Genomic DNA, 13,625 nt, shown 5'->3' on the forward strand with positions numbered 1-13,625 from the left:
ATAATTGACGAATGTCTACATACACTTCAAACTTGTCCACCTTTCATGTCCTCCATCACTGTAAATCATCATCAACGAATAACAATATAACAGTGATAGAGAAATATTTTAATAGGAATAAATGATTGTAAGTTCTGGTTTTTTCTTTGTCCTCCTGCCCTAGGGCAGGAGGACAAAGAATCCAACCATCCAAGTTTAAAAGTGTAAAATATTATTTATCGGAAACTGTTAAATCTAGTTTATCAGTCACAAAAGTCTTGGCATATCCATATTTGAAGTGGTTAAGGGCATTAATATTAGCGGTTCGGAACAAAACTGGAGCGAATTATTGTTACATTTTGCAGTGAAAAATATAATTGATGATATTCTTTTTGATTATCCTAATACAGAGCTATTCGAGGACCAAACGGGGCATATTGTTTTATTAATTCCGAATATTGAAACAGGACTCTTACTAGAGTTAAATAGGGACATTATTAATCATTTGGAAAGATTTATTGGTAAAGTAGTTGTTTGTAATGAGATTGTATTAGAATCGTTTTTAGATTTTCCTTTTGCCTATAAAAAGTTGATAAAAGATATGAAATTGAGTCAGAACTTAACTCCTATTGTGGTACTTGCTAAAAACTATATTGATCAACATTATTCTGAACAATCTGTATCCCTAAAACAGGTTGCCGATCAAGTCCAGGTAAATCCGACTTACTTAAGCAAACAAATAAAGAGTGAACTGGGTGTTTCATTTGTTCATTATTTGACAAATGTAAGAATTAATAAAGCCTTAAAACTTATAAAGGATCCTTATTTAAAAATCTATGAAATAGCTGAGATGGTAGGCTATAGTAGTCAACATTACTTTTGTAATGCATTTAAAAAAGTGGTAGGTATTTCACCGACTGAATTCCGGAATGGAGTTAAAAAGCAATGATTAAATTGTTTTGCTATCGAGTGGTTATTTTGCTAATTGTGCTTCTTACATTAACTATTATTCTATATCAAATTCCATTCAAAAATGTGGAAACAAATACCGAACCACTCATTGATTTTGTCATTGGTGTTTCTCAACCAAATTTGCACGAACCGTGGCAAGTATTAATGAATGAAGAGCTTCGTGCGGAAGAAGCAAAACATGACAATATTCGTGTGATTTATGCGGATGCAGCACAAAGTACGAAGCAACAAATCATGGATATTAACATGTTAAATAAATATGGTATTGATCTATTAATTGTATCAGTTGAAGATTCATCAGCACTTACACCAGTAATATCGGCGATATATAAAAAAATACCGGTTATTGTACTTGGACGAGGGGTTGAAGGATATAATTACACTTTATACATTGGGTCAGATCATCATTTTATAGGTGAAATGGCTGCTGAAGTCGCTATTGATTTATTAGGAGATGAGGGTGGTAAGGTAATAGAGGTGAAAGGTATGGCAAGTGCTTCAAAAGCGGAGGAAAGAAGCAAAGGCTTTAGAGAAAAAATATCGGAAAACAGCAACATAGAGATTATTGATTCTATCGCGGCCAACTGGCAAAGGGATAAGGCAGAAGATGAACTAACAGTTTTACTAAAGCGAATGAATCAAAGGCCAGATCTTATTTATGCACATAACGATGCTATGGCGTTAGGTTCATACCGAGCGGTGCAATCACTTGGACTCGAAGGAATAAAAATAATAGGGAGTGATGGGGTTACGAATCCCAAGGGTGGACTACAACTTGTTAATGAAGGAATTATTGACACAACTTTTATCACACCAACAGGTGGAAAACAAGCATTTCAGTATGCTGTCGATATTTTAGAGAAGAGGTCAGAAATACCAAAGAAAGTAATATTGAGAAATCATAAAGTATCCGAAAAAGATAATATAGATCAATACTTAAATCAGAAAAGTAATATAAGTGGGAAACGCAGAAGAGAAAATGAATTAACATTAGGTTTTGCCCAAGTTGGAAGTGAAAGCGCTTGGAGAAATGAACATACAGCATCAGTTATCAATGCAGCAGAACAATTAAGCGTCAACCTTATATTTAAGAATGCAGATAATGATCAACAAAAACAGATAAAAATCATCCGGGAATTTATTAATCAAGAAGTAGATGTTATAGCATTTTCTCCAAAAGTAGAGAATGGATGGGAAGAGGTATTAAAAGAAGCAAAAGATGCTGGTATACCAGTTATTCTTTCCGACCGGGAAATTGATGTGAACGATAGTACTCTATGGACTTCTTTTATTGGCTCGGATTTTGTTGAAGAAGGTAGACGTGCTGGCCGTTGGTTAATAAATGAAATGGATAAAGCCGCCCTAAAGGACGTAAATATAATTGAATTAGAAGGAACAAAAAATTCAGCTCCTGCTGTAGGTAGAAAGCAAGGCTTTGAAGAGGTACTGTCAAATTACCCTAACTATCAAATTATCGACAACCTATTGGGTGACTTTACGTTAAGTAAAGGAAGGGAATTAATGGAACAGGCGTTAGATGATCATGGAAATAAAATTGATATTGTTTATGCGCATAACGATGATATGGCGATTGGAGCGATAGAGGCAATTGAGGATTATGGCTTGAAACCAGGGAGAGACATAAAAATTATTTCGATCGATGCTACAATAAAGGCATTTAATGCGCTAAGTACGGGAAAATTAAACTTTACGGTTGAATGTAATCCTTTATTAGGACCACAAATTATGCAAGCTGCTAAAGAATTACATGCTGGAAAAGAAGTACCTATGAAAATTATTACTTCTGAAGAAACATTTACGCAAGAAGAGGCTAAGAAGGAAATGAAAAAAAGGAACTATTAAAAAGCTTTGAATAAAAAGAGCGGATAGTGAATGAAACCGGCACCCAAAAGCCAATTTGCTATTGGTTTATTGGATGCCCTTTTTTTGATTTATCCGAAAATACGTATGTTTAGGGCTGATGAGACAGTATTACATGAATATACTTCCGTCTGTATACGTTAAATGCGTAATAATGGGATTAAACAGAATATGTTAAAAAAGCACCTTTTTTTCTAAATACATTATTCGTTCAGAATCCTAAAATAGAACCAACCCGATCTAAACATTTAACTCTAACTCAGAAAAAAAGAAGGTGTCTAGAATGAGTTCTGAATACTTGTTAAGAGCTGAAGGCATATCCAAGTATTTTCCAGGTGTTCAAGCCTTATCGAATGTAAATTTTCATTTGCGGGCCGGTGAGATTCACTCATTGATGGGGGAGAATGGCGCTGGAAAATCGACATTCATTAAAGTTTTAACTGGTGTTCATAAAGAAGATGGAGGTTCTTTTTATTTAAAAGGGGAAAAAATTGAACTTAGCTCACCACAAGATGCACAGAATATAGGGATAAGTACAGTTTATCAAGAAGTAAACTTGTGTGAAAATTTGTCCGTTGCTGAAAATATTTTTATCGGTAGAGAGCCTATGAAAAAAGGGAGAATTGATTGGAAGCAAATAAATAAGAGATCTCAACAAATTTTGTCGGAACGTTTAAATATTCATATTGATGTGACAAAAATATTGTCATCATACTCTACTGCTATCCAACAAATGGTGGCTATTGCTAGAGCAGTAGATATATCAAGTGGTGTATTGATTTTAGATGAGCCGACATCAAGTTTAGACAGGAACGAGGTTGAACAATTATTTAAAGTCATGAGGAATTTAAAAAATGAAGGTATGGGAATCGTATTCGTTAGTCACTTCCTCGATCAAATATATGAAATATCTGACCGTATTACCGTTTTGAGAAACGGACATTATATTGGCGAATATGAAACAAAGAAACTTCCACGAAAAGAACTTGTATCCAAAATGATTGGTAGAGAATGGGGAGAGGATTCTAACCAAATAAATAAACGTAAAATGCAAGTTAGCAATGAAACATTCTTACGTGGAAAAGGTTTAGCAAGAAAAGGTTCGTTAAATCCCTTTGATTTAGAACTTAAAAAAGGAGAAGTATTAGGTCTAGCTGGTTTATTAGGTTCGGGTAGAACAGAAATGGCCAAAATGATTATCGGGATTGATAAGGCGGACTGTGGGGTTCTTTATTTGGAAAATAAACAAATCCGTACAATGAATCCAAAGATAGCTGTTGAGAAAGGTCTGAGCTTCTGTCCCGAAGATCGTAAAGTGGAAGGAATCATAAATGACTTAACCGTTCGTGAAAATATCATACTTGGTCTGCAAACGAAGAGGGGCTTACTCAAACATATACCAATGAAAGAACAAAAAGAGATTGCACAAAAATATATTGAATTACTGCGGATTAAGACGCCGAGTATGGAAGAGCGTATTGATAATCTTAGTGGAGGAAATCAACAAAAAGTGATTCTTGCAAGGTGGCTTGCAACTAATCCTAAACTATTGATCCTTGACGAGCCGACTAGAGGAATTGATGTAGGGTCTAAGCAGGAGATAAGAAATTTAATATTAAAACTGGCTGCGGAAGGAATAACCATACTTTTCATATCAGCAGAATTAGAAGAAACGATTGCTTGCTGTGACCGAGTGATTGTTCTGCGTGATCGAAACAAAATTGGTGAATTACAGGGTAGTGAGATGTCAGAATCAAAAATCATGGACATGATCGCAAAAGGAGAGGATAGGAATGAAGCAACTCTTGCATAAATTTGCGCAGACAAAAATCTTTTGGCCACTTGTAGCATTACTATTACTCCTCTTATTAAATCTTATCATTGAACCTAATTTTTTCTCCATTCAAATAAAAAATGGACATCTTTTTGGTAGTCTTGTAGACATATTCAATCGTGTTGTGCCGTTAATACTTATTTCTATTGGAATGACACTTGTTATTGCACAAGAAGGAATCGATATTTCGGTAGGGTCTGTATTGGCAATTGCAGGTGCATTGGCAGCGGCAATTTTAGATAATCATTCTGTTTGGTTTGCAATAGGAGCGGCTCTTTTAATAGGTTTAGTTTGTGGTTTATGGAATGGTATTCTCGTTTCTGTATTTGAGATCCAACCAATGGTAGCAACCTTGATTCTCCTCGTTGTTGGTAGGGGGATTGCCCAGTTAATTACAGGTGGACAGATTATAACGATAAATAATGAGATTTATTCGTATATTGGGACCGGATTCCTGTGGGGTTTGCCTTTTCCTATCTATATAGGTGTAGCCATTTTTCTTATTATGGTGTTTCTTAAAAAGAGAACAGCAATGGGGCTCTTTCTAGAATCAATCGGTAATAACATGACGGCAAGTAAATTTGCTGGTATTCAACCTAAAAGGATTATTTTGCTTGTTTATACACTTTGCGGATTATGTGCAGCCATTGCTGGGATTATTGTTAGTGCGAATGTTAGCAGTGCAGATGCGAATAACGCCGGTTTGTGGATTGAGTTAGATGCCATTTTAGCCGTAGTCATCGGTGGGACATCCATGCGGGGAGGAAGATACTTTTTAGGTGGAACGATTGTTGGAGCGCTATTTATACAAACTTTGTCCACAACTATTTATTCAATTGGGATTAATCCACAGATTGTAATGGTCATTAAAGCAGTTGTTGTCATTATTGTCTGCCTTTTCCAATCCGTAAAATTTAGAAACATGTTTACAAAGTTTGGTAAAAAGAAGGTGTCTTACTCATGAAGTTCAAATTCACAATAAAAGAAAACCACATATTTATATTGGCGACCATACTTCTGATCGTGATGCTATATGGATATGGGTCCCTCTCTTTTACCGGTTTCTTTAGTACCCAAGTATTTTTTAATTTATTTATTGATAATGCCTATTTAATTATCATTGCTACAGGAATGGCTTTTGTCATCATAACAGGTGGAATTGACTTGTCAGTTGGTGCATTTGTTGCATTTATTAGTATGGTATCCGCTGCTTTACTTGAGCAAGGGTTTAATGCATATGTAGTCATTTTTTTTATGTTACTTATCGGTATTTTATTCGGTGCCTTTCAAGGGTTTTTAATTAGTCGTTATGACATACATCCTTGGATTGTAACATTAGCAGGAATGTTCTTGGCAAGAGGAGCGAGTTTTTTAATCAGCACTGATAGTATTGTTATTACGAATACTATATTCAGCAATTTATCTCGTGCAAAAATACCGATTATCGGCAACAGTTATTTATCAATTGGAGCGATTATAGCCATTATTGTAGTGATCTGTTCCATTTTTATAGCGAAATATACAAAGTTTGGTCGTAATGTATATGCGGTCGGCGGTAATGCTAATTCAGCTAAGTTAATGGGATTGCCTGTTCAAAGAACTACTATCCTCGTATATATATTCTCAGGATTTTGTTCAGCATTAGGTGGCTTTGTATTTACTCTATATATGTTATCTGGATATGGATTACACTTAATGGGCATGGAAATGGATGCCATTGCGGCATGTGTAATCGGAGGAATACTGTTAACAGGTGGTTTCGGTTATCTCATCGGTCCAACACTTGGAGCACTAAGTATGGGGATCATTCAAGCGATTATTATGTTCCAAGGTACACTTAGCTCTTGGTGGACAAAAATAGCTGTAGGATTCCTTCTTTTTATCTTTATTTTGTTACAACGACTTGTCGTCATGAATAGACGTAGAAGATTATCTATAGGAAACAAAAACAATCCTGAGGTACAAAAAGATACAACTGTTATTCATGATAGAGAGATGAATGCCTAGTGTTTTCTGCTATTTAAATATACCTATCATGAGTTTCTACCCACATTTTTTATATAAAATTCATTATAACAATTATAATCTGATTTTTTAAAGTATTCATTTTAAGGGGGTGATGCATGGATTGAGTTATCACTAGATGATTAGTAGTAAAGCTGCGTTGGAGAATACATTACTTAAAGGAGGTAAAATGTTGGGAATAAGTAGATGTAGAAGAAGCTTTAGTTTTATTCTGCTGCTAGGTCTCTTTTTCTTGCTGGGAAATCTACCTTTACATGTAAAGGCAGAAACTAAAAATAATACAGAGAGCCAATTAATAAATGGTTTAAAGGGTGAGTTCTATACTAGTTCTCAACCAGGGGCTTTTGATTTTGGAAAGAAAGCGGCAACAATTGTCACGCCAAACATTGGATTTCAAGATTTAAACCCGATTCTAAAAGAATTAACTGGACAAGATGACCATGTGACTGTGAGATGGACGGGACAGATTCAACCTGAATTTACAGAAGATTACAGGTTCTCTATGATTGGAGATAATGGCTTTAGGTTATGGATAGACGGGGAACTTGTTATCGATCATTGGGTAAATGATTGGGACAATGAACAACACAGTGACCCGATTACGCTTAATGCTGGAGAATTGTATGATATTAAAGTTGAATATTTTGAAGACTTTGGTGGCGCATATTTGAGACTTGATTGGGAAAGTCCTTCTCAGGCAAAAGAAGTTGTGCCTCAAGAGCGTTTGTTCCTGCCAAAAGGATACGAGCTGACTGGTCCATCAAGTGCCGTTATTCATGAGGATGGTAAAAGTTTAGAGTTGAATTTTGAAGATGATTTAAACGATTTGCCGGATAATATATTTAATCATTTTTCCAAAATAGGAAATAGCAAGATAATCTCAGCTGAATTAAAGAAGGGAGATCAGTCAAGTATTATTCTTACGCTGGACTATCCAATTACTAGTAAGGATAATCCTACTCTCCTAATAACTTATGATGGAAAAGGAAAGATTACTACAACGAATAATATAGAAATAGAATCATTTAAAGTACTTGTTGACAACCACTCAACCTATTTAATTTCTTCTCCTTGGGCAGAAGAGGTAGATAAAGATCATGTACTTCCAGAATATCCAAGACCGCAGTTGGTGCGTGATCAGTGGTTAAATTTAAATGGCACTTGGGAATTTGAAGCAGCATCAGAGGGTGACTCTTTGCCAACAGGGAAAACATTAGAAGAAGAAATTCTTGTACCATTTGCTGTCGAGTCAAAACTTTCTGGAATAGAGCGGCATGAGGACCATATGTGGTATAAGCGTCATTTCACTGTTCCAGAGGCATGGTCCGGAGATGATGTGTTATTACATTTCGGTGCAGTTGATTATGAAACATTTGTTTATGTGAATGGGACAGAGGTAGGGAACCATAAAGGTGGTTATGATGCATTCAGCTTTAATATAACGGATCATCTAGTAGAAGGTGAGAATGAGATTATCGTTGAAGTTATTGATAAAACAGATACAAATCAAGCGCTTGGAAAGCAAAGGTTAAGACCAGAAGGGATTTGGTACACATCTATTTCAGGTATTTGGCAAACTGTCTGGCTTGAACCTGTATCAAATGCGCATATCAGTAACTTGAAAATGACCCCAGAAATTAATAAGGAACACGTAAGTTTAATCACAGAAGCAGAAGGAAATACAAATGAGACCATTGAAGCCATTGCATATAAAGATGGGGAAGAAGTAGGGAAAGTAACCGGTAATGTTGGGGAAGAACTCCAAATCCCAGTAAAAGATCCACGTTTATGGTCGCCAACGGATCCTTTCCTATACGACTTAGAAGTTCGCTTAATGAAAAATGATTCAGTTGTTGATAAAGTTACTAGTTATTTTGGAATGAGAGAAATTAAAACTGGAATGGTAGATGGAAAACTTCGTCCATTATTAAATGGAGAGTTTGTATTCCAAATGGGACCTCTTGATCAAGGCTATTGGCCAGAGGGTCTTTACACAGCGCCAACAGATGAAGCCTTGAAGTTTGATATCGAAAAGGCAAAAGATCTTGGCTTTAACATGATTCGTAAGCACGCGAAAGTAGAACCACAGCGTTTCCATTATTGGACAGATAAGTTAGGTATGCTTGTTTGGCAGGATATGCCAATGCAGTTTAACACTTCGCCAACAAAGGAAAACGCTGATCAATTTGAGCATGAATTTGAAGAGATCATCAACGAGCACTATAACTCTCCATCCTTAGTTCTTTGGACAGTATTTAATGAGGGATGGGGGCAATATGATACAGAAAGAATGACAAATTGGGTAAAGGGATTAGAGCCCACACGTTTAATTTCTAATGCAAGTGGTTGGACTGATTATCCGGTTGGGGATGTCATTGACTTTCACGCTTATGTTGGTCCAGATTCTCCAACACCAACAAAAGACCGGATCGCAGTACTAGGAGAGTATGGAGGATTAGGCCTACATGTTCCAGGCCATGAGTGGAGCGCAAACGTCTTTAATTATGAAATGCAAAATAGTAAAGAGCAGCTAACAAACCGTTATCTTGGCTTGATTGATGGAATTAAAAAGTTAAAAGAGGAACCAGGATTAAGTGCGGCTGTTTACACACAAATTACGGACGTAGAAATAGAAATTAACGGTTTATTAAGTTATGACAGAAAAGTTGAAAAGGCTGATTTCGATAAACTTCGTAAAGCGCATAGGGAATTAATTGGCATCGTGGATGTGAATGACTTATTAGAAATGATCAAGGAAGCTCAACAGCTTGTAGATAGTGTTGAGGTTGGTTCAGAGCCGGGACAATATAGGCAAAATGCTGTAGATGCTTTAAACGAAGTAATTGCTGAGGCACAAGCAATTGCTGATGACAGTTCTATAACAAGTGGAGAATTACAAAAAATGGTAACAACATTAGAAAAGGCGATGGACGCTTTTATCGATCAGATAAATCCACCCATTGCTGATGGCGCTGTGATTGATCATTTTGAGAGTGATATTCTTTCAGATGATTGGTCAATTTTTAGAGAAAATGATAAGAAATGGAGCCTGACAGATGTTCCAGGGAAATTACGCATTAGAACATCTAAAGGTGACTCGTATCAAGATACCAATAACCTAGTAAACCTATTTCTTAGGGATGCTCCTCAAGGTGATTTTGAAATTACTACTAAGGTTACAGCACCTATTCGTAATAATCACCAACAGGCAGGGCTATATATTTGGGAAGACGAAGACAACTATGTCAGGTTAGGTCATGTTTGGGATACGACAGTCGCTGCAAATGGTTACAGCATTGAAACAGCCAAAGAGGAAAACGGAAAATATAGTAAAGCGTCAAACATGGTATCACATCCCAAAACGGATACAATGTACTTGAAGCTAAAGAAGATTGGTAATCAGGTAACTTCGTATTATTGGGATGGCAGTGTATGGATTAAAGCTGCAGATCCATTAACTATCTCACTAGAAAACATTCAAGTTGGATTTTATGCAACATCTACAAATGCTGGGGATATAAATGCTGATTTTGACTATTTTACAGTCCAATCATTAATAATTGATTTATCACCATTACAGGCTCTGATCGACACGGCCAAAGCAATCTCAAATGAAGATGGAACATATACAGAAGAATCGTTTGCTTCATTACAATCAGCTATTGAGGTGGCGGAAGCAGCGTTAAAAACCATCGAGACAGAGAAAGAATTAGAAATTGCTCTTACTGAATTACAATCTGCCATCGATGGACTTGAACCTGTAGACGGTGGCGAAAAACCCATCACCGTATCGGATATGCTGGCAACACTTTCTGCTTATCAGGAAGAGTTAACACCCGAGACGTACCGAGCATTAGAGGTTCACTTAACAGCTGTGGGTCAATTTGAGAAAAAGGGAGCGGCTGCAAAAGTTATTAAACATATTGAAAGTTTCAAGCAATTACTGGATTACCAGCTAGAAAACAACGCGATTTCTCAAGAACTGTACGAAGTTTTGAAAGCAGATGCCGATTCACTCATTCAGAAATGGAAAGCAGCATAATCCAATTAATAAATTGACAAACCAACATACGGAGTTCCCCATGCAAGGATTTCGCTGGGCATGGGGGGCTCTAAAATAGAAGTCACCAGTTTAAAAAATTGGGAGAGAAAACGGATGAATATCAAAAAACAATTAAGCACGGGATTACTGTCGGCGGTACTTGGTGTGACATTAATTGGAAGCGGAACCTACGCCTATTTTAGTGATAGTGCAGAAACGAAAAATACCTTTGCAGGGTGAAGGAAAACGAGTCGTTTTTCTCCATCTGCTTTTATGTTTTTGCGGAAGTTAATATTTTCGAACTGCTAGTGATATTGGAAGAGGTTTTAATTTCTTCCAAATTACCTGATAACTCATTAATAAATAGCAGTCCATAAAAAATAAAGTATTTAGTCAGAACCCTAGCACAGAGAGGCGATATGCCAGCCATTATAAGGCAAACAGATAAAGCCACGATTCCGGTTAATCGGAATCGTGGCTTGAGATGAATTATCCAATTTCCTCTGTAAGTTGCTCAATCTGATCAATCAATTCGCCAATATAAGCAATCGTGTCGCGTAATGGTTGATCTGTCGTAATGTCAATTCCGGCCATTTTAGCAAGTTCTGCTGGTTTTTTGGAGCCGCCAGCTTGTAGAACGGATAGCCAGTCGTCGACTGCCGGTTTTCCTTCCTTCAATACGCGCTTCGCCATTTCCGTGGAGATGGTTAAGCCGGCGCTATATGTGTAAGGATACAAGCCCATATAGTAGTGCGGCTGGCGCATCCATGTTAGCTCGGCTCCTTCATTGATAACGACAGCGTCATCCCAAAATTCTTCCAACACGCCTCGTTTTAAATCATTTAAGATCGTTGCGTTCACATTTCCGCCTTCATCGACAAGCTCGTATACCTTTCGTTGGTAGGCCGCTTCAAGAAGGTGAGTCACGAAATTGTGGTAATACGTACGTGAAATAATGGAAGAAAGTACCCACCGTTTAAATCGAGGGTCATCTGAATTTGCCAGTAGATGATTCGCCATCAGCATTTCATTCATCGTCGACGGGGCTTCAATAAAGTACATGGATGCATCCGATTTGAACAAGTTCTGATGTTGGAAAGCATTGTAAAAATGTCCTGCATGACCAAGTTCATGGGCAAGGACGAATACATCCTCCATGCTGCCCGTCCATGAAATCAAAATATATGAATGATTTCCATAGGGACTGGAACAGAATGCTCCGGTTGATTTTCCCGTATTTTGGGCAAAATCGATCCAGCGCTCTGAATAGGCCCGATTGACCATATTAATATAATCTTCTCCCATGATGGACAGTGCGTCGTCGATATACTTTTTCGATTCTTCCATCGTCACTGTCGGTTCATAAGAAGGATCAACAGGAATCTTTAAGTCTGCAAAGGTCATTTCGTCCAGTTGATAGATCTTTTGCAAAAGCTTTGCGTATTTCCGCATATGGGGAGCCAATTCCTTCATAATCACATCGATTTGACGATTATACATCGAGCGGTCCACATCTTGCTCCATCAATAAATAATCGATGACAGACTCATACCCCCTAAGGTCGGAGGTTGTCTTTTCCGCCTGTAAGTGCATATCGTATGTCTTAGCAGTCGTATGTTGATAGTCCCGTAATTTAGCGGAAAAAGCATCGAAAGCGGCGCGCCTTTTCGCGGTATCGGGATCTGATTCCCAGCTGCCTTCAAATGAAACATAACTAAGTGGATAGTTTTCGCCATTGACATGGAAATCCGGAAACTTCATATCCACTAATTTTGTCGTGTTGTATAAGCTATAAGGTGCTTGAAAAGTGGAGGAAAACGCAGCCAATGTTTTTTCGACCTCTGGGTGAAGTTGATACGGTTTCTCTTTGATAATACGTTCCAATAAGACGGAAAAATCATCTGACTGCTGACTTGCTTGTTGCAACGTCTCCGTAGGTAGCTCCGATAACTCACTCATGACAAACGATGTTTGGCTGGCGATTTTGGCTGCAAGCGAACCGAATTTGCTATCACGCATTTGCGCTTGATCATCTGCTTGATCCACACTAACCGATAAGGAGGCATAGGTACCAATGGGGATTAGTTTTTCATACAACTTTTGGTAGGCCTTTAGTGCCCGAATCGCAGACGCTGCATCCTGGATGGTACCCTTATGAGCCTTAGCGAATTCTTCCGCTTCCGTTTTCACTGCCTCAACTGCCCGTTCGTAATCCTCTTCCGTCTTGAATAAATCTTTCAGATTCCAAGTTTCTTCCTCTTTTACTTGTGCTCGTGCAGGTAAACTTTTTACCAAATGTATCCGCTCCTTTGCTTTTGACTGTGATCGAACTTTTATAAGTATAATACAGAAAGATAAACTTTACCAAATTATGGGGGGGTTCTCGATACACTAACGCCTTAACAAGATAGAGCATCTCGATGGGATACATATAAAAAACATGCTAAATACGAATACAGAAGATGACAAATATTAACCACTGTATAATCCAATCAGTACCAATGTCTGGTTCCTTTTTCAAGTAAATATGGATAGAAGATAGTAAAAAAACGCTGTTTTTCCTTGCTATCAATCAGTAAACCGGTTGTTCATTATCCAAGAACTTCCACTTGAATAGAAAACGTATGTTTTTATATAATATACATATAAGAACAAATGTTCAAGAGGTGATTGTATGTTACAGTTCCTAAAAAGAGCATGTGAATCAGATACTCCTATAGAAATTATTTACATGGACAGAAACAATCAAATCAGTCAGCGTACGATTAAGGTTCTGTCGATTTCGACGACATCAATGAAAGCCTATTGTTATACAAAACGGCAATTCCGTACTTTTAAAATAGGCAATATCTTATCAACTGGCCCAATAAGGAGAGGGGCTTGATGAAGCTT

General features: G+C 37.3%; 8 protein-coding genes. 7 read left to right on the forward strand and 1 reads right to left on the reverse strand.

All coding sequences use genetic code 11. The features are described from left to right. The first annotated feature begins 328 nt into the window (after positions 1-328). The 7 genes from MUB24_RS20620 (at position 329) to MUB24_RS20650 (ending at position 10,973) form a co-directional block, all read left to right on the forward strand. Complete coding sequence (locus MUB24_RS20620) at positions 329-928, forward strand: helix-turn-helix transcriptional regulator (protein WP_244707411.1); 600 nt, start codon at positions 329-331, stop codon at positions 926-928. Next, the gene (locus tag MUB24_RS20625; RefSeq protein ID WP_244707412.1) at positions 925-2,814 is read left to right on the forward strand and encodes a substrate-binding domain-containing protein; all 1,890 of its coding nucleotides are present in this window, start codon (positions 925-927) and stop codon (positions 2,812-2,814) included. The genes MUB24_RS20620 and MUB24_RS20625 overlap by 4 nt, the downstream gene beginning before the upstream one ends. Before the next feature lie 301 nt (positions 2,815-3,115). Next, positions 3,116-4,645 (forward strand): sugar ABC transporter ATP-binding protein, encoded by a 1,530-nt coding sequence (locus MUB24_RS20630; protein WP_244707413.1) that lies wholly within the window; start codon positions 3,116-3,118, stop codon positions 4,643-4,645. Further along, positions 4,626-5,630, forward strand: coding sequence for an ABC transporter permease (locus MUB24_RS20635; protein ID WP_244707414.1), 1,005 nt, complete (start codon positions 4,626-4,628; stop codon positions 5,628-5,630). The genes MUB24_RS20630 and MUB24_RS20635 overlap by 20 nt, the downstream gene beginning before the upstream one ends. Further along, a complete protein-coding gene (yjfF, locus tag MUB24_RS20640; RefSeq protein WP_244707415.1) occupies positions 5,627-6,673 on the forward strand; it encodes a galactofuranose ABC transporter, permease protein YjfF in 1,047 nt (348 codons plus the stop codon). Before MUB24_RS20635 ends, yjfF begins: the two co-directional genes overlap by 4 nt. A 190-nt stretch (positions 6,674-6,863) precedes the next feature. Continuing rightward, complete coding sequence (locus MUB24_RS20645; protein WP_244707416.1) at positions 6,864-10,733, forward strand: beta-xylosidase family glycoside hydrolase; 3,870 nt, start codon at positions 6,864-6,866, stop codon at positions 10,731-10,733. Positions 10,734-10,793: 60 nt separating this feature from the next. Continuing rightward, positions 10,794-10,973, forward strand: coding sequence for a TasA family protein (locus tag MUB24_RS20650; protein WP_396426794.1), 180 nt, complete (start codon positions 10,794-10,796; stop codon positions 10,971-10,973). Positions 10,974-11,222: 249 nt separating this feature from the next. Here the strand turns inward: MUB24_RS20650 and pepF are convergent, their stop codons facing one another. Continuing rightward, positions 11,223-13,028, reverse strand: coding sequence for an oligoendopeptidase F (gene pepF, locus MUB24_RS20655; protein ID WP_244707417.1), 1,806 nt, complete (start codon positions 13,026-13,028; stop codon positions 11,223-11,225). Positions 13,029-13,625: the final 597 nt, after the last annotated feature.

The organism is Lederbergia sp. NSJ-179, assembly GCF_022867885.1.
GTDB lineage: Bacteria > Bacillota > Bacilli > Bacillales > Bacillaceae_C > Lederbergia.